The organism is Micromonospora sp. CA-248212 (genome assembly GCF_050948405.1).
In the GTDB taxonomy this organism is placed as follows: Bacteria; Actinomycetota; Actinomycetes; order Mycobacteriales; family Micromonosporaceae; genus Micromonospora.
In genome coordinates, this window is record NZ_CP192023.1 from 1,012,581 (window position 1) to 1,035,565 (window position 22,985).

General features: G+C 72.4%; 14 protein-coding genes and 2 pseudogenes. 9 read left to right on the top strand and 7 right to left on the bottom strand.

Annotated features, from left to right (window positions below):
* The first annotated feature begins 169 nt into the window (after positions 1–169).
* The 3 genes from mca (at position 170) to ACQP03_RS04810 (ending at position 4,103) form a co-directional block, all read left to right on the top strand.
* The gene (mca, locus tag ACQP03_RS04800) at positions 170–1,051 is read left to right on the top strand and encodes a mycothiol conjugate amidase Mca (protein ID WP_357130044.1); all 882 of its coding nucleotides are present in this window, start codon (positions 170–172) and stop codon (positions 1,049–1,051) included.
* Positions 1,052–1,099: 48 nt separating this feature from the next.
* On the top strand, positions 1,100–1,393 hold the full coding sequence (locus ACQP03_RS04805; protein ID WP_357130041.1) for a hypothetical protein: 294 nt from the start codon (positions 1,100–1,102) through the stop codon (positions 1,391–1,393).
* Between the two features lie 178 nt (positions 1,394–1,571).
* Complete coding sequence (locus ACQP03_RS04810; RefSeq protein ID WP_433460362.1) at positions 1,572–4,103, top strand: putative bifunctional diguanylate cyclase/phosphodiesterase; 2,532 nt, start codon at positions 1,572–1,574, stop codon at positions 4,101–4,103.
* A 16-nt stretch (positions 4,104–4,119) separates the two neighbouring features.
* Here the strand turns inward: ACQP03_RS04810 and ACQP03_RS04815 are convergent, their stop codons facing one another.
* Positions 4,120–5,712: a hypothetical protein gene (locus ACQP03_RS04815; RefSeq protein ID WP_357397674.1), complete on the bottom strand. Its 1,593-nt coding sequence runs from the start codon at positions 5,710–5,712 to the stop codon at positions 4,120–4,122.
* 62 nt (positions 5,713–5,774) lie between these two features.
* Between ACQP03_RS04815 and ACQP03_RS04820 the strand changes: the two genes are divergently transcribed.
* From ACQP03_RS04820 to purE, 3 genes are read left to right on the top strand one after another with little or no spacing between them, the layout of a single operon-like run.
* On the top strand, positions 5,775–7,811 hold the full coding sequence (locus ACQP03_RS04820; protein ID WP_357397676.1) for a thioredoxin domain-containing protein: 2,037 nt from the start codon (positions 5,775–5,777) through the stop codon (positions 7,809–7,811).
* Positions 7,812–7,838: 27 nt separating this feature from the next.
* Positions 7,839–9,014, top strand: coding sequence for a 5-(carboxyamino)imidazole ribonucleotide synthase (locus ACQP03_RS04825; RefSeq protein WP_357130032.1), 1,176 nt, complete (start codon positions 7,839–7,841; stop codon positions 9,012–9,014).
* 31 nt (positions 9,015–9,045) lie between these two features.
* Positions 9,046–9,537: a 5-(carboxyamino)imidazole ribonucleotide mutase gene (gene purE, locus ACQP03_RS04830; protein ID WP_357397678.1), complete on the top strand. Its 492-nt coding sequence runs from the start codon at positions 9,046–9,048 to the stop codon at positions 9,535–9,537.
* Positions 9,538–9,713: 176 nt separating this feature from the next.
* Here the strand turns inward: purE and ACQP03_RS04835 are convergent.
* Together ACQP03_RS04835 and ACQP03_RS04840 are read right to left on the bottom strand one after the other, a co-directional pair.
* Positions 9,714–14,622, bottom strand: a pseudogene (locus ACQP03_RS04835) (SCO7613 C-terminal domain-containing membrane protein).
* A 149-nt stretch (positions 14,623–14,771) separates the two neighbouring features.
* Positions 14,772–16,199, bottom strand: coding sequence for a UDP-glucose dehydrogenase family protein (locus tag ACQP03_RS04840; RefSeq protein WP_355048810.1), 1,428 nt, complete (start codon positions 16,197–16,199; stop codon positions 14,772–14,774).
* A gap of 250 nt (positions 16,200–16,449) precedes the next feature.
* Between ACQP03_RS04840 and ACQP03_RS04845 the strand changes: the two genes are divergently transcribed.
* Positions 16,450–17,619: an acyl-CoA dehydrogenase family protein gene (locus ACQP03_RS04845; protein WP_357397684.1), complete on the top strand. Its 1,170-nt coding sequence runs from the start codon at positions 16,450–16,452 to the stop codon at positions 17,617–17,619.
* A 171-nt stretch (positions 17,620–17,790) separates the two neighbouring features.
* Here the strand turns inward: ACQP03_RS04845 and ACQP03_RS04850 are convergent, their stop codons facing one another.
* From ACQP03_RS04850 to ACQP03_RS04860, 3 genes are read right to left on the bottom strand one after another with little or no spacing between them, the layout of a single operon-like run.
* The gene (locus tag ACQP03_RS04850) at positions 17,791–19,701 is read right to left on the bottom strand and encodes an EAL domain-containing protein (RefSeq protein WP_357130016.1); all 1,911 of its coding nucleotides are present in this window, start codon (positions 19,699–19,701) and stop codon (positions 17,791–17,793) included.
* Positions 19,698–20,276, bottom strand: coding sequence for an RNA polymerase sigma factor (locus tag ACQP03_RS04855; protein WP_357130014.1), 579 nt, complete (start codon positions 20,274–20,276; stop codon positions 19,698–19,700). The genes ACQP03_RS04850 and ACQP03_RS04855 overlap by 4 nt, the downstream gene beginning before the upstream one ends.
* Positions 20,273–20,512 carry a hypothetical protein gene (locus ACQP03_RS04860; RefSeq protein WP_357130011.1) on the bottom strand — a complete coding sequence of 80 codons (240 nt, stop codon included), beginning with the start codon at positions 20,510–20,512 and terminating at the stop codon, positions 20,273–20,275. The genes ACQP03_RS04855 and ACQP03_RS04860 overlap by 4 nt, the downstream gene beginning before the upstream one ends.
* Positions 20,513–20,847: 335 nt before the next feature.
* Here ACQP03_RS04860 and ACQP03_RS04865 point away from each other — a divergent pair.
* Both ACQP03_RS04865 and ACQP03_RS04870 read left to right on the top strand, forming a co-directional pair.
* Positions 20,848–20,955, top strand: a pseudogene (locus ACQP03_RS04865) (acyl-CoA dehydrogenase family protein); the annotation flags it as partial.
* Positions 20,956–21,115: 160 nt separating this feature from the next.
* Complete coding sequence (locus ACQP03_RS04870) at positions 21,116–21,565, top strand: hypothetical protein (RefSeq protein WP_357130005.1); 450 nt, start codon at positions 21,116–21,118, stop codon at positions 21,563–21,565.
* 79 nt (positions 21,566–21,644) lie between these two features.
* On the opposite strand, the gene ACQP03_RS04875 is transcribed toward ACQP03_RS04870, so the two are convergent.
* The gene (locus ACQP03_RS04875; protein WP_433460367.1) at positions 21,645–22,835 is read right to left on the bottom strand and encodes a hypothetical protein; all 1,191 of its coding nucleotides are present in this window, start codon (positions 22,833–22,835) and stop codon (positions 21,645–21,647) included.
* Positions 22,836–22,985: the final 150 nt, after the last annotated feature.

Here is a 22,985-nt window from a genome sequence, read left to right on the forward strand (position 1 = left end):
CATCGGCAAGAATGGCAGGAGTCCATCCTCCCAGCCCGGCCGAATGCCAGGAACGGCAGGTCGGGTCCCGCAGGTGCCGACCGGCGGCGGGGCGGGGGAGGTTCCTGGCAGGTCAGCCGGTCGAGCCCGGTCGGGTCCACCGGCCGACACAGACGAGGAGCGCCGTAAGTTGGCAGAGCAGCTGCGTCTCATGGCCGTCCACGCGCACCCGGACGACGAGTCGAGCAAGGGTGCGGCGACGATGGCGAAGTACGTCGCCCAGGGGGTCGACGTGCTGGTGGTGACGTGCACCGGCGGTGAGCGCGGCAGCGTGCTCAATCCCAAGCTCGACCGGCCCGACGTCTGGGCCAACATCGCGGACATCCGGCGGGCCGAGATGGACGCCGCGCGGGCGATCCTCGGCGTCGACCAGGCCTGGCTCGGGTTCGTCGACAGCGGCCTGCCCGAGGGCGACCCGCTGCCGCCGCTCCCCGAGGGCTGCTTCGCCCTCCAGGAGGTCGAGGTGGCCGCCGGCCCGCTGGTCCGGCTGATGCGGGAGTTCCGTCCGCACGTGGTGACCACGTACGACGAGGAGGGTGGCTACCCCCACCCCGACCACATCATGTGCCACAAGGTGAGCGTGGCCGCCTTCGAGGCCGCCGGTGATGCGGAGCGCTACCCCGAGCTGGGCGCCCCCTGGCAGCCGCTGAAGCTCTACTACGACATCGGCTTCTCCAAGGCCAAGATCATGGCGCTGCACGAGGCGGTGCTGGCCACGGGCGCCGAGTCGCCGTACGAGGACTGGCTCAAGCGCTGGGACGAGCGTCCGGACAAGGGCCCACGGATCACCACCCGGGTCGACTGCGCCGAATACTTCCCCGTGCGGGACGACGCGTTGCGCGCCCACGCCACCCAGGTCGACCCGGACGGCTTCTGGTTCCACGTGCCCATGGAGATGCAGCAGCAGGCCTGGCCGACGGAGGATTTCGAGCTGGTACGCACCATGGTGGAGAGCCCGCTGCCCGAGTCCGACCTCTTCGCCGGAGTGCGGGAGACGGCGCACGCGCGCTGATCCCGGCCAGGGCTACCCTGGTAGGCAATCGCACATCGGAGGACGACCATGCTGACCGCTGCCCAGGTGCTCGCGGAGAACAACTTCGGGGACACCCGCACGGGTGGTCTGGCCGGCCCGATGGGCCTCCTCCTCATCCTGCTGCTGGCTACCGCCACCATCCTGCTGATCCGCAACATGAACGCCCGACTGCGGCGTCTGCCCGACCGGTTCCCGCAGCCGGGGCCGGCGGTCGATCCGACCAGGGCCGACGCTTCAGTCGTCGATCCGACAGACGGGACCGGCGCGCATGATTCATCCACGCACGCTCCCAATGGGCACCAGCAGCAGCGGAACGGGTAGTCCGCGCGTGATTCACGCCGAACCGGGTGGCGGACCCCTGTTGCGACCACCCGGTTTGGCTTAGCCTTCCGCCGGGGGACCAAAAGTCCCCGAGACGTGCGCGGGAGGGGGCGCCGATGGCCAGCACAGCACCGGCTGCCCGCCGTACCGTTGGTCGGTCGGCTGACGGGGAAGGTCGATGACCTCCGCTCCGGCCGGCGACCCGTTCGACCGGCTCGGGGTGCACGGCATGCCGGTCCGGCTGCGCGTGCTGACGGTCGCGGTGACGCTGACCGCGCTGGTCGCCGCCGTGGTCGGGTTGACGCTTCCGTCCGGGCTGCCGGCCGACGACCCGCTGGGTGGTCCGGCCCGCTTCGGCATCGCGGTCGGTGTCCTGGCCCTGGCCCAACTCGCCCGGCTCCGGTTCCGCGGGACCGCCGGCATGGTCAGCATCACCTGGGGTGAAGCGGCCCTGATCGTCTGCCTCTATCTCGCTCCGGCCGGCTGGCTGCCGTCGGCCACGCTGATCGGCGCCGGGCTGGCCTGGACGGGGTTGTCCCTGCACAGCGACCGCCGCCCGCCGCTGGAGATCGTCCGGATCGCCGCGTCGCTGGCCGCCGCGTCGGCGCTGGCCGTGTCCGTCACCACCGCGTTGGGGCACCCCCTGCTCACCCCGCCCACTCCGGTGCTGGCGCTTGCCGTGATCGCCGGGTCGGTGACGTACCTGATGGTGACGGGTTGGCTCGGCGCGGTGAGCCTGAGCCTGCGGCACGGGCTGCCGATCGGGCCGCCGCTGCTGACCGCGCTGCGCGGCAAGTTGCTGATGTTCGTCGGCAACGTGGCGGTCGGCCTGGTCGTGATCGCGCTGCTGGAGCTGGACCCGCGCTGGTTGCTGCTGCTCCCGCCGCTGCTCTGGCTGCTGCAACAGACCTACCGTTACCGCCTGCGGGCGGACCAGGAACGTCGGACGTGGCGCGCCTTCGCCGAGGCCACCGCCGCTCTCAACCAGCTCGACGAGCGGGGCGTCGCCAGCGCGGCGGTGACGGGCGCGCTGGCGCTGTTCAACGCCGAGTTGGTCGATGTCGAGGTGGCCCGGCCCGACGGCAGGTGGCGTCGCTACCGGGGGGACGCCGGGGGCCAGTTGCTCGACCGGGAGGTCGGCCCGCCCGACAAGTCGGAGCCCGACGAGTACGAGTTGGTCCGCCCCCTGTCGGTGGGCGCCGTGCCGGTCGGTCGGCTCCGGGTCCGGTTCCCCCGCTCCGCCCCGCCCACGACCCGCGAACGGGACGCGGTGGCCGCGTTCGGTGACGCGCTCGCCGCCGCGCTGCACGACGCCGCGACCCACCGCGAACTGCGCCTGGTCACCGCCCGATCGTCGTACGAGGCGGTGCACGACGCGCTCACCGGGCTGGCGAACCGTACGGCCATGCTCGGCAAGGGCGACCAGTCGTTGCGGCAGCTCGCACACGACCACCCGGTGGCCCTGCTGCTGTTGGACATCAACCAGTTCAAAGAGGTCAACGACACCCTCGGACACGCGGCCGGCGACCAGTTGCTGCGGCTGACGGCCAATCGGCTCAGCGCGTTGGCCCGCCCGGGTGACCTGCTCGGCCGGCTCGGCGGCGACGAGTTCGCGCTGCTGCTCACCTCGGTTCCCGTGCTGGGTGACCGGGCCGCGCCGATGGCACACGCGCTGCGTCAGGCTCGTGAGATCGCCGAGCGGCTGGCCGCGCCGACCGAGGTGGCCGGGGTGCGGATGTCCATCGAGGTCTCGGTGGGCGTGGTCGTGGCCGACGCCGGCACCGCCGATCTGACCGAGCTGCTGCGCCGCGCGGACATCGCCATGTACCAGGCCAAGGAGGGTGGCGGCAGCGTTGCCGCCTACGACAGCACCCGGGACGCGGCCAGCACCGACCAGCTCGCCCTGCTCGCCGAACTGCGCGAGGCGCTGAAGGTCGACGACCAGTTGGTGTTGGCGTTGCAGCCGGCGGTCGACCTGGCGACCGGCGCTCCCACCGGGGTGGAGGCGCTGATCCGCTGGCAGCACCCCCGGCGCGGCTGGCTGGGCCCGGCCGACTTCATCCGCCCGGTGGAGAACAGCGAACAGCTCGGCACGTTCACCCGGTACGTGCTCGACAAGGCGCTCGGGGTGGCCGCCGGGTGGGCCCGCGAGGGGCTGGACGTCCCGATCTCGGTCAACCTGTCCGCGCGTAGCCTGCTCGACCCCCGCCTCCCGGCGGAGATCGGCGACGCGCTGCGCCGCCACCAGGTGCCACCCCGCCGACTGGTCCTGGAGATCACCGAGACGGTGGTGATGAGCGAGCTGGAGATCATCGACGAGGTGCTCGCCAACCTCCGGTCGATGGGCGTACAGCTCGCGGTGGACGACTTCGGCACCGGCTTCTCCTCGTTGACGTTCCTGACCCGGATCGCCGTGGACGAGTTGAAGGTGGACCGCTCCTTCGTGATCCGGATGGCCGACTCGCCGGAGGCCGCGGCGATCGTCCGGACCACCGTCGGGCTCGCCCACGAGTTGGGGCTGCGGGTGGTCGCGGAGGGCGTGGAGACGGCCGAACAGCGGCTGGCCCTGGCCGAGCTGGGCTGCACGTCCGCGCAGGGCTACCACTTCTTCAAGCCGATGCCGGCCGACAAGATCGGTGCGGTGCTGGGCACGCTGCGCGACTCGGCCGAGTCGAACGTCTTCCGGCTGCGCGCCGACGGCGCCTCCTGACCGCTCGGCGCTCCCGTCAAGCGGGTCGCCGCAGCAACTCCCACATGACCGGCACCGGCAGCGCCGGATGGGCGCAGGCCGCCCGGAGCACGTCCCGTTCGACGTCGCCTCGGGCCAGCTCCGCCAATGCCTCCGGTCGGGTGTTCCGGTGCTCGGCGATGGCGAGCCGGGTGACGTGGTCGGCACCGTCGAGCAGCCGGGCCAGCAGCTCGCCCGACGCGCTCCAGTTCTCTGCCAGAAGATGGGGCTTGACGGGCAGCCGGCTCAGCACGTCGGGCGGGGTCCGCGAGTTGCTCGCGAGCGCCGCACCGATGCCCCGGACGGGCGTCTCGGCGAGTCGGCGCAGGATCTCGGGATGCCCACAGTGCCGGGCGAGCCAGCGGCGGACCATGGGGTTGCGGTCCTGGGCCAGTTGAGCGGCGGTCTCCTCCGACAGCGACCAGTTGGCGGCGGCGGCAGCGCGTACGCGTGCTGATCGGGACCCCGCGCACTGCGTCAGGAGGGTCTGGAGCGCTTCCTTCGCGTCTTCAACCGGCCACGGCCTCGGACCGGGCTCGCAACCCGACTTCCACCTGCCGAGCAGGTCCTGGAGTTGCTCGACGGAGAGCCGGTCGGCAACTGCCTCCAACCGCTCCAGGTTGGGCAGCGGCCGGAAGCTGTCCTTCGTGAATCGTTCGACAGCCGTACGGGCCACCGTCTCGTCGACATCGCGGGTCAGCGTCGTCAGGGTCTCCGTCGACGTGGCGGAGTGCAGCGCGACCGCTCGGCGGACCTCGGGATCGCTGTCCCGGGCGAGAACCGCCAGCAGGGGGCTGGAGACGTGCTCCGACCAGGTCAGCGCGCGACGGACGGCGACGACCGGGTCCTCGGACAGCGCCACCATCGCCGCTACGGACAGGCGTCCCCACTGGGCGGCCGTCGCGCGGGCCTCCGGGTCGGGGCTGGCGGCCAACTCCTCGCCCAGCCAGTCTCCGGCCTGTTCGATGGCTTCCGCCCGGATGGCGGGGACCTCGTCGTGCGCCAGGATCTCGGCGATCTCGGCTGAGAACTCGCGTTGGCCGATCCCATCGCGTACGGCCGGGTCGGGGTCGCGGGCCAGCTTGGCCTGGATTTCCGGGCTGACATTGGTGAGGAAGGCGATACTTCGTCGCACCTGGGGGTGGGGATCGTCGGCGAGCGCGGCCACGGTCTCCGGTGGGCACGCCTTCAGCCAGGGGACCTCGGACCGCAGCCGGTGGTCGGACGAGGCGCGGAAGGCCGCGATCGCGTCGGGCGGGAAGTCGCCCTCGAAAAGGAGGCGTTGCAACAGATGCGGGTCGCCGGTCTCGACCGTCACCGCCACCAGCGCCGCGACGACGTCAGGAATCTCCTGCGCCAGCGGCGAGTTCCCTTGCAGGCGCTCGGCGAGGACGAGCCGTGGCAGCCGACCGCCGTCCCGAACCAGGGCGAGCAGGACGTCGGTCGGGGCGGCCGGGTTCATCGCGAGTCCGGCGAGCCGGTTCTGGTCGCGGGTGTTGTCCGGGCCGGGCAGTTCGAGCCGCCAGCGCGCCCCCTCGCAGCAGCCCGTCCGGATGACCGTGGGCTCCGCCCAATTCCCCGTCTCGGACATCCGAGCACCATAGCGACACCGCAGCCGAACCGCGCTCCCTCTCTCTGTGCGAGGCTGGAACGGTGAATCGACTCGCCGACGCGACCTCCCCGTACCTGCTCCAGCACGCCGACAACCCGGTCGACTGGTGGCCCTGGTGCGACGAGGCGTTCGCCGAGGCGAAACGACGCGACGTGCCGGTGCTCATCTCGGTGGGCTACGCGGCCTGCCACTGGTGCCACGTCATGGCGCACGAGTCGTTCGAGAACGAGCAGGTCGGTGCGCTCTTGAACGACAACTTCGTGTCGATCAAGGTGGACCGCGAGGAGCGCCCCGACGTCGACGCCGTCTACATGACCGCCACCCAGGCGATGACCGGTCAGGGCGGCTGGCCGATGACGGTCTTCGCCACCCCGGACGGCACCCCGTTCTTCTGCGGCACCTACTTCCCGCGCGCCAACTTCACCCGCCTGCTCCAGTCGGTCACCACCGCCTGGCGGGACCAGCGGGACGAGGTGCTGCGCCAGGGCGCCGCCGTGGTCGAGGCGATCGGTGGCGCGCAGGCCGTGGGCGGCCCCACCGCGCCGCTGGACGGCCCACTGCTCGACGCCGCGGCCGGCAACCTGGCGGGTGAGTACGACGAGACGAACGGCGGGTTCGGGGGCGCCCCGAAGTTTCCACCGCACATGAACCTGCTCTTCCTGCTGCGCCACCACCAGCGCACCGGCGACCCGCGCAGCCTGGAGATCGTGCGGCACACCGCCGAGGCGATGGCCCGGGGCGGCATCTACGACCAGCTCGCCGGCGGTTTCGCCCGGTACTCGGTGGACGCGCACTGGACGGTGCCGCACTTCGAGAAGATGCTCTACGACAATGCGCTGCTGCTGCGCGTCTACACGCAGCTCTGGCGGCTGACCGGCGATCCGTTGGCGCGTCGGGTCGCCCGGGACACCGCCCGGTTCCTCGCCGACGAGCTGCACCGTCCGGGGGAGGGGTTCGCGTCCGCGCTGGACGCCGACACCGACGGCGTCGAGGGGCTCACCTACGCCTGGACGCCCGCGCAGCTCGTCGAGGCGCTGGGCGAGGACGATGGCCGCTTCGCCGCCGACCTGTTCGCGGTCACCGAGGACGGCACCTTTGAACACGGCACGAGCGTGCTCAAGCTCGCTCGGGACGTGGACGACGCCGCGCCCGAGGTCCGTACCCGCTGGCAGGGGGTGGTCGGGCAACTGCTCGCGGCCCGCGACATCCGGCCCCAGCCGGCCCGCGACGACAAGGTGGTGGCCGCGTGGAACGGCCTGGCGATCACCGCGATCGTCGAGTTCCTCCAGGTAGCCGCGCTGGCCCTGGAGAAGCGGGACGAGGGCGCCAACCTGTTGGAGGGCGTCACCATCGTCGCCGACGGCGCGATGCGGGACGCCGCCGAGCACCTGGCCAGCGTGCACGTCGTCGACGGCCGGCTGCGCCGGGTCTCCCGCGACGGCAGGGTCGGCGATCCGGCCGGGGTGCTGGAGGACTACGGCTGCGTGGCCGAGGCGTTCTGCGCCCTGCACCAGCTCACCGGCGAGGGGCGCTGGCTGACCCTGGCCGGCCAGCTGCTGGACAACGCCCTGGAACGCTTCGCCGCTCCCGGCGGCGCCTACTACGACACGGCCGACGACGCCGAGCGGTTGGTCGCCCGGCCTGCCGATCCGACCGACAACGCCACCCCGTCGGGGCGGTCGGCGCTGGTCGCCGGGCTGGTCGCGTACGCCGCGCTGACCGGACAGACCCGCTACCGCGAGGCCGCCGAGGCCGCGCTCGCCACCGTTGCGCCGATCGTCGGGCGGCACGCCCGCTTCGGCGGGTACGCGGCCACGGTCGGCGAGGCGCTGCTGTCCGGTCCGTACGAGATCGCGGTGGTGACCCACGATCCGGCCGGCGATCCGCTGGTGGCCGCCGCCCACCGGTACGCCCCGCCCGGAGCGGTGGTGGTCGCCGGCCTCCCGGACCAGCCCGGAGTGCCGTTGCTCGCCGACCGGCCGTTGGTCGACGGGCGGTCCGCCGCTTACGTCTGCCGGGGTTTCGTCTGCCAGCGGCCGGTCACCTCCGTCGACGAGCTGGTCGCCGAGCTGGGCTGAGTCGGGCACCGGTAGGCTGGCCGCGCTATGGATTCCCGTACCGGTCTGCCTGTTGTCGGCATGGTGGGTGGCGGCCAGTTGGCCCGGATGACCCATCAGGCCGCGATCGCCCTCGGCCAGTCACTGCGTGTGCTCGCGAGCGCCCCCGACGACGGCGCGGCGCTGGTCGCCGCCGACGTCCAGTACGGGGACCACACCGACCTGGCCGCCCTGCGCACCTTCGCCAAGGGCTGCGACGTGGTCACCTTCGACCACGAGCACGTGCCCAACGAGCACATCCGCACGCTGGCGGCCGAAGGGGTGACCCTGTACCCGCCGGCGGACGCGCTGCTGCACGCCCAGGACAAGCAGGTCATGCGGGAACGCCTCACCGAGCTGGGTGCGCCCAACCCGGTCTGGCGGCCGGTCGGCGACCCCGCCGACCTGGTCGGGTTCGGCGAGCAGGTCGGCTGGCCGGTGGTGCTCAAGGCGGCTCGGGGCGGCTACGACGGTCGGGGCGTCTGGATGGTGGACGACGCCACCCAGGCCGCCGAGCTGGCCGCGACACTGCTCGCGGGTGGCACCCGGCTGATCGTCGAGGAGCGGGTGCCGCTGCGCCGCGAACTCGCCGTGCAGGTGGCCCGCTCGCCGTTCGGCCAGGTGGCCGCGTACCCGGTGGTCGAGACGGTCCAGCGGGACGGCATCAACGTCGAGGTGCTGGCCCCGGCGCCCGGTCTCGACGAGGAGCTGGCAGTCTCCGCCCAGCAGCTCGCCATCGACCTGGCCACCGCGCTCGGTGTGGTCGGGCTGCTCGCCGTGGAACTCTTCGAGGTGCGCGACGACGCCGGTCGACCCGCGATCGTGGTCAACGAGCTGGCGATGCGTCCGCACAACTCGGGGCACTGGACCATCGAGGGTGCCCGGACCTCGCAGTTCGAGCAGCACGTGCGGGCGGTGCTGGACTACCCGATGGGCGACACCGCGCTGACCGCGCCGGTCGTCGTGTCGGCGAACGTCCTCGGCGGCGAACCGGACGGGATGTCGGTCGACGAGCGGCTGCACCACCTCTTCGCCGCCGAGCCGGGGGCGAAGGTGCACCTCTACGGCAAGCAGGTACGCCCCGGTCGCAAGATCGGGCACGTCACCGTGCTCGGTGACGACCTGGACGACGTACGGGCACGGGCGGCGCGGGCCGTGCGTTGGCTCCAGGTGGGGCACGAGTGACCCGGGTGGCCGCGAACCAAGGAGGACTCCGGTGACCACGGTTGGGCTGATCATGGGCAGCGACTCGGACTGGCCGACCATGCGGGCCGCCGCCGAGGTGCTCGACGACTTCGAGGTGTCGTACGAGGTGCGGGTCATCTCGGCACACCGGACCCCGGTCGCGATGATCGATTACGGGCGTGAGGCGGCCGACCGAGGGCTGAAGGTGATCATCGCCGGTGCCGGTGGCGCCGCCGCGCTGCCGGGCATGGTCGCCTCGGTGACCCCGTTGCCGGTGATCGGCGTGCCGGTGCCGCTGAAGCACCTCGACGGCATGGACTCGCTGCTGTCCATCGTGCAGATGCCGGCGGGGATTCCGGTGGCCACCGTGTCGATCGGCAACGCCCGCAACGCCGGCCTGCTGGCCGTTCGGATCCTCGGCGCGTCCGACGAGACGCTGCGCACCCGGATGGCCACCTACCAGCAGGACCTGGAGAACCTCATCAAGACCAGGGACGCGGCCCTCCAGGCCACCCTGCCCTAACCCGCACACCCCGCGCCCCGCACCCAACCACCTCCGCGATCTTGCACTTTCGGTGGTCGCTAAGCGGCATTTGCCCAACTTTGCGGCGACAGAAAGTGCAAGATCGCGGAGAGGCCACCGACGAACCCGGCACGCTCACCGTGCCCACTCACGCACGCCGCCGTGACCCTCCGGTTTCACCTCATGCCGCGTAGCGCGGTCTGGAGGCGTTCCTGGGCGCGACGACGGCGTTCGTTGCTGGCCCCGAGGACGAGCAGCAGGATGCCCACGGGGATCAGCACCAGCCACGGGCCCAGGCTGAACAGCGCGTGGATGGCGGCGATCGCGGTGACCGACGCGCCGACGATCACCGGTGCCTGCTGCCGGCTGGACGAGCCGAAGATCAGCACCGCCACCGCACCGAGCAGCAGCAGCATCTGCCGCAGCGTGCTGGACTCGGTGGCGAGCACGATCGCCAGGGTCGGCAGGAATGCGGCGACCAGCGCCGGCCCGTACGCCACCCAGCTGCTCAGATCCGGGCGATGGCGCAGTTCCAGCACGCCGACCAGCAGGGCCAGCGCGGCGAACGGCAGCGTGTACGCCTCGGGCAGCGCCACGTCGGCGACGCGCATGAGGATCCACCAGGCGGTTATCTCGCAGAACACCACCGCCCAGAAGAGGATCCGGCGCTCCACGGGCCGCCGGCCGGGCCGGGTCGCCGCCACTCCGAGGACGGCGCCCCAGGCGGCCAGCAGGGCGGCGATGTGTCGTGGCGAGTCGAAGGCGAGCGCCAGCGCGATCAGGGCCGCGGCGTACCCGGTCCACTGCACGGTGGCCGCCTCGCGCTGTGCCTCGGGGCGGCGCAGCTGGGGCAGGGTCGCCGCGAGCACCTGGAGGACCGCGCCGACGGCGAGCACCCCGAACGCGGACCAGACCGGGGCCAGCCCGGCGATCAGGCCGGCGGTGAGCACGAAGAGCTGAGCCATGACCGAGGCGAACAGCCAGCCGAGGATCCGGGCGCGCTGGGTGGTGCCGAACAGGGCCGCCACCACGCCCACGCCCACCGCGCCGCCGAGGGTGAACAGGGTCAGTTGCTCCTCGGCCAGGCTGCCGGCCAGGCCGGCGCCACCGGCGGCCAGACCGATGACGAACACGAGCACCCGGGCCAGCCGCAACGAACGGGCCGGCTCGACGAGCGGCGGTGGCGGGGTCAGGGCGAGACCGAGCATGGAGATGGTGAACACGGACAGCGCGGCGAGCGTGCTCGCCGGCCACCTGCTGCCCAGCGCGATGGGCGCGATCAACAGCGTGACGGCCGCGCCGGGGAGCACCACCGGTACGGCACGGGACCGCCGTCCGCCGCTGAAACCGGTGGCGGCCAGGGCCGCCGTCGCGGTGAGCAGCAGCGCGGTCAGCACGTGGGTCGGATTGACCAGGTCCGGCGGTGGGGTGAGCAGTTCCGGCGGCGGACCCTGCCAGATCCGGTTCAACGTGCGCTGCGGCTCGACCAGGGCGAAGACCAGCGCGGGCGCGATCGAGACGAGGGCCAGGGCGGTCGGCAGGGCGGCGGCCGCGAGCGCGCCGGCCGAGGGGCTGACCCGCCACCGCCGCCGATCCGGGTCGTCCGGCAGCCGGCGCAGCGCGCCGTCGAGCAGCACCGCCCAGCGTCGGACCGGCTGGGCGGCGGCGGTGGGCGGTACGGTCGCCGCACGGATCAGCTCGGCGAGGACACCGAGCAGCGCGGCGGCGGCCGCGTAGACCCCGACGGGCAGGCCGGTCGGGATGGCGGCGAGGGCGCTGATGCTCGCCCCGCCGACCACGGCCACACTGACCCAGGGCAGGTACTGCGGCACGTACCGGCGTACGGCGGCCACACCGGCCAGACCGAGGCTCGACGCGGCCAGCGCGGCGGTCAGCACCACCTGCGCCGAGTGCTGGAACTCGACGGCCAGCGCCGCCACCGCGCCCGGCAACGCCAGCAGCGCGGCACCGGCCGCCGCGCCGCCGATCTGCGCCAGGTGCGGCGGCATGCCCTCGGTCTCCAGGTCGGTCACCTGGGGCCGGGCGAGGACGCGGGCCAGCGTGGCGACGACGACACCGATCAGCGCGATGCTGCCCAGCGCGAGCGCGGTGGTCCACGGGCGGACCAGACCGGCGCCGGCCCCGTGCAGCGCGACCACCCCGGCCACGGTGGCCCGGGACAGCCCGGCCCGGGGCTCCTCGGTGGCTACCGCCGCCATCCCGAAGACGGTGGCGACCATGGCCCCGACCAGCACCGGCGACCACCAGGGCAGGTCGAACGCGGCCGGCGCGCCGATGGTGGCGAGCACCACGGCCACGCCGGACGCGTCCCAGCGCCAGGGCGGTGGCAGCAGGACGCCGGCGGCGACGGCCAGCAGCAGCAGCGCGATCGGCGCCTGCCAGGTCGAGCCGCCGGTCGGTGCCGCCGGCCAGTTGCTCAGGTCGCCGTTCCAGATCGGTCCGGGCGTGGCCAGCACGCCCACGCCGCCGCGCAGCGCCGTCCAACCGGCGAGCACCCCGATGAGTACTCCGCCGACGGCGATGCCGAGGATCGGGCCGCGTCGCCACTCCTCGGGCATGGCGCGGGCGGCCACGGCGACGACCAGGACCAGGCCGGCGGCCACCGCCAACTGCCCACCCGGGGCGAGGACCGCCGCGATCCGCACCATCGTGGCGATCAGTGCGGTGGTCACCGCCGCGGCGGCCAGGTCCGAGCCGTCCAGGGTGAGGTCGGAGCGGCGGCCGGCGTCGATCGAGGGGGCCAGGAAGAGCAGCACCGCGGCGATCAGCAGGAGCGCCCCGACCCACGCGTCGGCGACGGTGGCGCCGGGCGCGCCGAAGGCGGCGGCGGTGACGACGAGCGCGCCCATCCCGGTGCCGACCGACAGGGGCACCGGGATGCGCCGCTGGGAGACCTGCACCATCGCGGCGTACCCGAGGGTCACGCAGACGGCCAGGAAGCTCGCCGCGAGCACCGGGACGGTCGCCTCGCGCAGGCTGGCCGGGGTGGGAGTGTCGTCGACGGGGACGGTGGCGGCCACGAACGCGGCCACCGCGCCGGGCAGCGCGAAGGCCGCGCCTCCGGCGGCCCAGGCGGTGACCGTCTCGGCAGCGGCCGAGGCGATCCGGACCCGGGGCGCCAACGCGACCAGCGCGCCGGCCGCGAAGAGGGCGAGCAGGACCGCGGCCGTGAGCGCGGGCCGGGACAGGCCGGCGCCCGCGCCGAACAGGCCCACCACGGCGGCGCCGACTCCGTGGGCCAGGGCGGCCCGGGGGGTACGCGCGGAGAGGCCGATGACACCGATGCCGATCGCGGTGATCACCATCGGCCAGGGGGCGGCCGCCCAACCGAGGCCGAACGACGCCGGCACGGCGAGCGCCGTCAGCGCGGCTCCGGCGACCGCGAACTCGCGGCGGATCTCCGGTGGCAGGGCCAGCATCGCGGCGATGGTGAGCAGGAACGCCGCGGCGGCGAGCTGCCACGTGGTCGGGCCGACGGCGGCGGCCAGCTCGGCGGCGTGCCGGTCCAGGTCGGCGTCCCAGGCGGGCAGTGCTGCGCGGACGGGGGCGACGCCGGCCCGCAGGGCGCCTCCGGCGACCATCAGCCCGCTGACGGTGAGCGCTACCGCCGAGGCGATCTGTGGGCCGCGGCGGGCGGCCTCGGGGATCGCGCGTACCGCGAGGCCGGTCGCCGTGATCACCGCGGCGATCAGCAGCAACGCCTGGCCGGGCAGGGCGACGGAGGCGACCCGGCCGAACGCGCCGATCACGGCCAGGGTGACGATGCCGGCCGCCACGTCGGGCAGCGGTGGGCGGCGCAGCACCAACGCCCCGGCCAGCCCGACGGCGGCGGCCAGCAGCAGCACCAGCCCGGCGCCGGTCGCCGTCGGCACGGCCTGTGCCCGCAGCAGCGCGGTGACCGCGTACGCCAGGGCAACCGCGACGGCCACCGCGTGCAGCGACCAGGTCAGCTCGCGCAGTCCGGGCACCGGGCGGACGGAGGGTGTCGTCGGCGCCCGCGCCAACGTCGACCACCTCGCCGGCCTCCTCCGGGTCGCCCTCCGGTCGGGCCTCGGCGTCGCGCTGGCGCGGCGTCGTCGACGGCCGAGCCGGCTGCGGCAGGTCCTGCCCGGGGGCGCGCTCCACCACGATCGGCGAGCGGGCCAACCAGAGGTCGAGCAGGGCCACCAGGGTCAGCACCAGCGCCCAGCCACCCGGCCCGGTGATCCGGTCGTACGCGAGCAGCGGCAGGACCGGCTGCGCGGCGACCACGGTCGCGAAGCGGGGTGCGCGCAGACCCGTCCAGGCGGCGTAGCCGACGGACACGGCGGCGGTGGCCGCGAAGATCAACCCGGCGAAGACGGCGCCCGAGGTGCCGCTGCCGATCCGGTCCACCGCCCAGAGCGCATAGCCGGCCAGCGGCACGAGCAGCAGACCCACCGCCGAGATCGTCTCCGCGGTGGAGGTGAGCCCGCGTCGCGCCAGCGCCGGCGGGGCGAGCAGCATCAGCGCGGTGGCGAGCAGCAGGACGCCGAGGCGGGCCAGCGCGTCCATCGAGCTGGTCGCCACCGCGGCGAAGACCACCGCGGCCACAGCGAGCAGCAGCGCGCCCAGCCCGAGCGGGATGTTCTGCACCTCCCGGCTGGACGCCTCCGGCGGGTGTTCGGGATCGTCGGCGTCCAGCCAGGACGGCCGGGGCGGGGGCGGCGGCGGGTCCTCCGGAACGGGCGGAGTGCCCTGGCGTGGAACCCGTGGCGGCGGTGCGCCGGTGCCGGTGCCGGGGCTGGCCGTCGGCGGACGGCGACCGGGGCGGCGGCGCAGCACCCGGCGGGGTCGGGTCGCCTGCTTGATCCGTTCCTCACCGGCGTGGGCGAGGATGTCCCGCTGGAAGAGCGCGGCCTGCATCTTGGCGGCGATCTGCCGCTGCTCGCTGGCGATTGCGGCGTCGCGCCTCTTCATCTCCGCGATCGAGCGCTCGATGTCCGCCAGATGCTCGACCCACTGCGGCTGGTCGGCCCCGCAATGGGGGCAGTGCACGGCCGGCTTGATCTCCCGGCCGCACGAGGAGCACTGAAAGGTCGCCACGACACCCCTCCACCCGCACTGTGGACTCCCACTGTCGCAGCATGCCCAAAGCTGGCGCGGATTTCGACACTTGTCGGCGGGTCCGGGGCAAACACATCACCGGCCGGCCGCCAAGGGTGCGTCGCGGCCGGCCGGTGAGTGGTGGATCGTCAGGGACGGCCCATACCCCGGTACTCCCAGCCGGCCTGGGTCCACAGTGCCGAGTCGAGGCAGTTGCGCCCGTCGACGACCTTGCGGCCGCGGACCAGCTCGCCCAGGGCGACCGGGTCGGCGTTGCGGAAGTCCGCCCACTCGGTGAGGACGCAGACCAGGTCGGCGTCGGCGACCGCCTCGTTGATCCCGGGCTCGTAGGTCAGCTCGGGCACCGCGCGGCGGGCGTTCTCGGTGCCCTGCGGGTCGTACACGTGGACGTCGGCCCCGGCCTTCTGCAACAGTGCGGCGACGGCGAGCGCCGGGGCGTCGCGGACGTCGTCGGTGTTGGGCTTGAAGGTCGCGCCCAGCACGGCGATCCGGGTGCCGGAGAAGTCCGGACCGGCCGGCCCGGAGCGGCGGCCGAGCAGGTCCGCCGCGAGCTGGAGCACGCGGGTCCGGCGACGCAGGTTGATCAGGTCGACCTCGTGCAGGAAGCGCAGTGCCTCGCCCGCGCCCAGCTCCTGTGCGCGGGCCTGGAAGGCGCGGATGTCCTTCGGCAGGCAGGCGCCGCCGAAGCCGAGGCCGGCCTGGAGGAAACGGTTGCCGATGCGGGGGTCGTAGCCGATGGCCCGAGCGAGCTGGGTGACATCGCCGCCGCTGGCCTCGCAGACCTCGGCCATGGCGTTGATGAAGGAGATCTTGGTGGCCAGGAAGGCGTTCGCCGCGACCTTGACCAGCTCGGCCGTGGCGAAGTCGGTGACCACCAGGGGCACCTCGCGGTCCTCGGTGGCGGCCAGGTCGAAGACGCCCTTGTGCGCGGCGTAGAGCATGCCGTTGGCCCACTCGCTCTTGACGCCGACCACGATCCGGTTGGGTCGCAGCACGTCGTCGACGGCGAAGCCCTCCTGGAGGAACTCGGGGCTCCACGCCACCTCGACGCCCAGGTCGTCCGGGGTGTGCTTGCCGACGAGCTGCTCGACCCACTCGGCGGTGCCCACCGGCACGGTCGACTTGCCCACGATCAGCGCCTTGCGGGTCAGGTGCTGGGCGAGACCGGTCACCGACGCCTCGACGTACGACAGGTCGGCGCCCATCCCGTCGGCCCGCTGCGGGGTGCCGACGCAGATGAAGTGCACGTCACCGAAGTCGGCGGTCTCCGCGATGTCGGTCGAGAACCGCAGCCGGCCGGCGGCGAGGTTGCGCTTGAGCAGCTCGTCCAGGCCGGGCTCGTGGATCGGCACCTCGCCGGCGTTCAGCATCGCGATCTTGTCCGCGTCGACGTCGAAGCCGAGCACCTCGTAGCCCAGCTCGGCGTAGCAGATGGCGTACGTCGCACCGAGGTAACCGGTCCCCAGGAACGTCACCCGCGGCCGAGACGCGCCCGAGGGCGGCGTCACCGCGGCGATGGCGGGGGTCGGCTGGATGGTGGGGTAGGGGATCGTCACGCCTGTCTTCTCCGCTCGCACTGGCGGCGCGTCGTCGCGTCGCATTCTGCTGCGGCGCCTGGGCGGGCACCGGAGGGGTGGCTCACTGTCTGCCTTCCATCATCGCCCAGCGGCGCGGGTGCTCCGTCATGCCCATACCTACGCGCCGGTAACATCACCTGAACTGCAGTCGCTATCCTTCAGTCTGCGCGGTCGGCGGTCAGGGGAGGCCACAGACTGCGCATGATAGCGGTGAAGGGGAGGGGCCGACATGGCCGCAGGGGAGTCGTTCGACGTCTACCGGTTGCCCGAGGAGCACGAGGCGATCCGGGAGGCGGTCCGGGAGGTCTGCGCCGCCAAGGTGGCGCCGCACGCCGCCGAGGCCGACGAGACCGGGGAGTTCCCGAAGGCGTCCTACGACGCGCTGCGGGCCGCCGACTTCCACGCCCCGCACATCCCCGAGGAGTACGGCGGCGCGGGCGCGGACGCCCTGGCCACCGCCATCGTGATCGAGGAGGTGGCGCGCGCCTGCGCGTCCTCCTCACTGATCCCGGCGGTGAACAAGCTCGGCACGATGCCGCTGCTGCTGGCCGGCTCCGACGAGATCAAGCGCCGCTACCTGACGCCGGTCGCGGCGGGCGATGCCATGTTCTCGTACTGCCTCTCCGAGCCGGAGGCCGGCAGCGACGCCGCGTCGATGACCACCCGCGCGGTGCGTGACGGGGATCACTGGGTGCTCAACGGTGTGAAGCGGTGGATCACCAACGCCGGCGTCTCCGAGTTCTACACCGTCTTCGCCGTCACCGACCCCGCCGCCCGCTCCCGGGGCATTTCGGCGTTTGTGGTCGAGAAGTCCGATCCGGGGGTGAGCTTCGGCGCGCCGGAGAAGAAGCTCGGCATCAAGGGCTCGCCGACCCGCGAGGTCTACCTGGACAACGTGCGGATCCCCGCCGACCGGATGATCGGCGCGGAGGGCACCGGCTTCGCCACCGCCATGAAGACCCTGGACCACACCCGGGTCACCATCGCCGCGCAGGCCGTCGGGATCGCGCAGGGCGCGCTCGACTACGCCAAGGGGTACGTCGCCGAGCGCCGGCAGTTCGGCAAGGCGGTCGCCGAGTTCCAGGGCATCCAGTTCATGCTCGCCGACATGGGCATGAAGCTGGAGGCGGCCCGGCAGCTCACGTACGCCGCCGCCGGCAAGTCCGAGCGGGGCGACGCCGACCTGACCTACTTCGGCGCGGCGGCGAAGTGCTTCGCCTCCGATGCCGCCATGGAGATCACCACCGACGCGGTGCAGTTGCTCGGCGGCTACGGCTACACGCGGGACTACCCGGTCGAGCGGATGATGCGGGACGCCAAGATCACCCAGATCTACGAGGGCACCAACCAGGTCCAGCGGATCGTCATGGCGCGGCAACTCCTCGCCAACGTCGTCTAGGACCTGCCTCGGGTCCCTGGCCGGCCTGTCCGCGCCCCGGCCTGTCCGCGCCTCGGCCTGTCCGCGCCTCGGCCTGTCCGCGCCCCGACCGCCGCGCCCCGACCGCCGTGCCCGGACGCGGCGGTCGGTGGCGCTGCCGATCCGTCCCGCGACGGTCGCCGGTGCGGCCCGTCATCCGATCGCCGTTCGCAACGCGGCGCCCAGCCCGGCCGTCTCGATCTCGGCGGAGTCCAGCAGGGCCCGGTGCGGGTTGCCGACCGGGGTCGGCTTGCCGACGGCGTAGCCCTGGGCGAAGTCCACCCCGTAGTCGCGCAGCAGGCGCAGGGTGGCCTCGCTCTGGACGAACTCGGCGGCGGTCCGGATCCCCAGCCCCCGGCACATGTCGACGAAGGACTGGACGATCACCTGGTCGGGACGGGACTCCTCGATCTTGCTGATGAAGTCGCCGTCGATCTTTACCAGGTCGATCGGGAAGTACTTCAGGTGCGTGAATGTGCCGTATCCGGAGCCGAAGTCGTCCAGGGCCAGCCGACAGCCGATGTCCCGGATCCCGCAGGCGAAGTCGATCGCCTGCGTCAGGTTACCGATCAACGCCGTCTCGGTGATCTCGAAGGTGACCTGGGAGGGGTCGATGACGTGCCGCTTCATGACCTCGTGGACATGCTCCAACAGGTGCGGATCGCCGAGCGACCGGCCCGAGACGTTCACCTGGTAGTGCGAGGTTCGTGGTCCGTGGGCGATCAGCTCCATGGTGTGGTCGATGACCCAGCGGTCTATCGGCCAGATCTCGTCGACCCGTTCGGCGACGTCCAGGAACGCCGACGGCGGTACCGGCTGGCCCGTGCCGTCGAGGACGCGGAGCAGGATCTCCTGGCGGGTGATCTGGTTGAGGCTGAGGTCGAGAATCGGCTGGGCGTAGAGCGTGAAACTGTTGCCGGCGACCGCCGCCCGGATTCGGCTCCGGCAGGTCTCCTGCCGGTCCTCGGGACGGGCCGGCTGTCGCAGCACGGTCAGTGGCACCTGCTCTCGCTTGGCCTGTCGCCAGGCGCTCTCCGCGTCCACCAGCAGGTCGAAGCCGCTACTGTCGTCGCCGTCCTGGTACCGGACGAGACCGCCCCAGGCGTCGAGGCGTACCCGTTCCCGGTCCTGGCCGACGACGAACGCGTGACTGCGCAGGCTGTCGATGATGCTCTCCGCGATGGTCGTGGCCGACCTCATCGTGGTGTTCTGTAGCAGCACGCCGAACTCGCCCGGGCCGACGAGCCCGCACACGGCGGTCCGGCGGGCCACGTTCTTCACCACACCGGCTATCGCGGCGGCGAGCCGATCCTGGGTCGCGTGGTCGTGCCCGGAGATCGGTAGGTTCAGTGGCTCGGCGGCCACCACGAGCAGGGCCCCCGACCCGCCGCGTTGGGTCCGGTCAACCTCGTCGGCGAAGCGCGGGCGGGTCAGCAGGCCGGTGGCCGGGTCGCGGCTGATCAGTTCGGTGCGTGCGGTCTCGCACCGGCGGGCGAGCCGGTCCCGCTCCTGGCGGGCCAGCTCCAGGTCGGTGACGTCCTGACCGGTGCCGATGATGCCGTGCGGCCGGTCGAACCGGTCGATCAGGACCTCGATGTAGCAGTGCACGTACCTGGTCGCCCCGTCCGGTCGGACCACCCGATACGTCGTCTCCTTGACCGTCTGCTCCCGCCACGCCAGGTGGATGGTCCGACGAACGGCGTGCGCGTCCTCGGGATGGACCAGCTCGAACAGCAGATCGGCGGAGGGTCGGATCGTGCCGGGGGCACAGCCGAGGATCAGTGACATCTCGTCGGACCAGGAGATCTCTCCGGTGGCGGAGATCCAGGTGATGGTGCCCAACTTCGCCAGCTGTGCCGCGCGGGCGATCCGGGCGGCTTCGTCGGCGTCGGCGTCGGCGTTCAGCGGGTCGTGCGGGTCGACATCCACGACGAGATCCCGCCCGGCCGTCACGGCGTGGGCGTAGGCCTGCTGGATCTGCCGGCTGGCGCGTCGGGCGCGCGCGCGTTCGAGGGGGGTGGGAGCACGTTCGGCCGCGAGTGCCAGGACGTCGTCGAGGTTCACGATGACCTCCCCGTGGGCTTGTTGAAACCGGCCTGTTCCGCGAGGCGCTGCAGATGCTGACGCGCCTGCTGCTTGTAGGCGCGAACGGTGGTGTGGGCGAGACCCAGCATCCTGGCGATGTCGAGGTCCCGCCAGCCGTCGAAGAAGAGGACGAACACCTCCGCCTGCCGGGGCGGCAGTTGCTGCAGCCACGCGACGAGCAACTCGTCCGCCTCCCGAGGGTCGGTCGGCTGGGTGAGGAACTCGGGGGGCACCTCGTCCAGGTTCGTCGTGGTAGTGCTGGTCCGGCTTCGCCGGCTCTGCTGCCCCTGGAGCTTGTGCCGCGCCGTCTTGAGCACCCAGGCCAGGGGCTTCTCGAAGGTGCGGATCTGCGCCCACTTGGCCCGAGTGGTGATGAATGTCTCCTGGACCGCCTCGTCGACGAGGTCCCGATTGGCGCAGCGGGCCCGCAGGAAGCGCTCGACACGCAGGAAGTTGTCGTCGCAGAAGGCCGTGAAGGACGCCTCCAGCTCGGCCGGGGTGGGTTCGGGCGAGCGGGTTGCGGCGCGGGCCGCGGCAGAACTGTTCCGGTTCACGCCGCCTCCTTGTCGCTGGTCTGTCGAGGTCCACGTAGCTCCACGACGCGGTGCCCGTCACGGTCCCGCTCGTCGACCGTGATGTTCTCGTGGCGACCGCTGACCAGGGTGATCAAGCCCGCCGCCCGGGCCGCTGTCCGTGCGGACAGCTCCCGCTCCGCGTGGAGCCGGGTGCGGTGCCGGAGGTAGGCGCGGACCAGCCCGATCACCGCCCCGGCCACCAGTCCCAGAACCACTGCGGTCGAGCTGTCGGGAACAAGCCCTCGCAATTGATCGATCATCCTCGCCTCACGCATCCGTAGTGGCCTTTCCGCATATAACTCTCTGTGGAAGGGCGGAATGTAGATGGGGATGCTCGTGGAATCTGTACGCATGATCGACTCATGGCTCTGAGCTGTATCTATTCCACCGTTCGGCCACAATAGAGGGTCCGTTCGGGCGCGTGACGGCGGAAACGCGAATATAGCGCTCTGTAGTCGAGCTGCGGCTGATGGTGCTCGACCGGAAATGGGAATTGCATTAAGCGAAAATCGCGACTCGGTTAATCCCGATGCCTTCCCCGACTCGGGGCGACTACCCGGTCGAGCGGATGATGCGGGACGCCAAGATCACCCAGAGCTACGAAAGCGCCAACCAGGTGCAGCGGGTCGTCATGGCGCGGCAACTCCTGAAGGGCTGACAGCGCCGATCAGCCGGCCCGGCGACGCGGTACGCGGTTGTTCGGCGTTGTGCGGGATTGATTGATCGGTGCCTTCGTCAGCGGCGATCAACTTCGCTCTTCCGTAGAAGTTGACGGCGGGACGGCTCTCAACCAACCCCGTCCCGGAGGAGTGGAAGTCATGATGCTGCGCAAGGCGTTCGGAGCGCTGCTGGCGTTGCTGACCTTCGGCACGGTGCTGGTCGTCACGGCAGCCCCGTCGCAGGCGGCGGTGGCCTGCTCGGGCACGGTCACCTACAGCTACGCGTACCCGCCGAGCAAGCCCGTTGCCGAGCTGGTCATCTACTACAACAGCACCAACGGCGGCACGAACAGCGCCTGCATGTACCACCGCGGCGCGGCGTACGGCTCCTCGGCGCGGACCTCCGTGCAGATCGCCCGGTGCGCGGAGACCTCCGGCACCGGCTCGTGCACCGCCACCGCGATCTCCACCAAGGACAACGCCGACTACCTGTACTACGCCGGTCCGCGCGGAGTGACCGGCACGGCGAACAACTGCGTCGACGCGTACGGCGAGATGGACTGGGCCGGCACCACCTACTGGATCCACTCCGGTCGCCAGGGCTGTTGAGTTCGGTGACGCCGAACCGGTGGCCCGGTGGGATCCGTCCCGCCGGGCCACCGGTGGTGTCCGTCCGCGTACGCCCCCGTCAGGGGTAGAGGCAGGCGGTACGGCGGGCGGCGAGCCTCTGGTCGGCGGCGAGCGGCAGGGCCTCGGCGGTGCTGGAGCCGTCGGGGCGGGCCACCCGCACGTCGAGCACGTCGGTCGGCGCGCCACCGCCGAGACAGGCGACCGCGGCCACCGGGATTTCGGCAGTGGATCCGGGTTGCCCGGACCGGCGGTCGAGCTTCCAGACGAGGTCGAACGGCGGGGCGGCCAATCCGGTCATTCCGATCTGGTGCCAGCGGCGCTCCGCCGGCAGCGCGGGGTCGTCCGCGTAGTAGGCGGCGAAGCCGACGATCTCCACGTGCGTGCCGGTCGCGCTCAGCCGCCACCCACCCGGGCCGGTCACATCGGGGGCGATCGCCAGGGCGATCGCGGCCGGCCCGGGTCGGTCGCCCCGGCAGCGGGACGGTTCCAAGCCCGGGGGTGGGTTGCCGTGCACCACCCCGGAGGCGATCAGTCCACCGTCGGCCAGGGTGAACCAGCGGATGTCGGGGGTCTGGGAGGTGGAGTCGGCGATCCGCTCACCCAGGCAGTAGCCGGTGAGCCCGATCACGCAGCCGGGCTGAATGGTGTAGAGGATGCCCTGGTCGCGGCGGGGCTCGCCCCGGACATGCACGCCACTGCCGTAGGTGACGGCGGTGAAGGCGGCGTCCGTGGTGGTCGCCGGGCAGGCTGTGGTGGTTGTCGTGCCAGCCGCCGTCGCCCCGCTGGCCGGCCATTTCAGCTGGGTCATCGGCACCACGGCGACCGTACCGGCGAGGCTGGCGACCGCCACCGCCGCCAGCACCAGTCGCCGTCGGAGTTTCCGGTGCCGCGGGGGGCTCGCGGGCCGGTCGTGGGTCGGTCCGGCTGCGCCGCTGGCGCCGGTTGGCTCACCGGTAGCCGGGGCGGGTGCATCCCCGGCAGGCACAGTGGACGGTGACTCGGCGAGAGGCGTCGCGATCGGCCCGGCCGGCGTCGAGTCCGGTGTCGCTGCCCTCGCCGGGTCTGCTGGTGCGCCGGCCGAACCGGCGGCCCGCAGCTCCTCGTCCAGTTCAAGCCAGCGCTGCCTCCACTGGGCGGTGTCCCCGCCGCAGGCCCCGACGTACGCGAGCAGCACGTCGAGGCTGGGTTGCCGGATTCCGCTGGCCGCGGCGGAGAGGGTCGAGGCGCTGTAGCCGGCGATCTCGGCCAATCGCCGGTAGGTGGGGTTGCCGGCTTCGACACGTAACTTTCGTAGCTCATGGGCGAAAGACGACAACGGTCCAGCGGTCGGATCTACGGGCCGCTCGTGCCGAGCCATGCCGCTCCCTTGTCTCGGTAAGTCGTCCAAAGTAGGGAATGA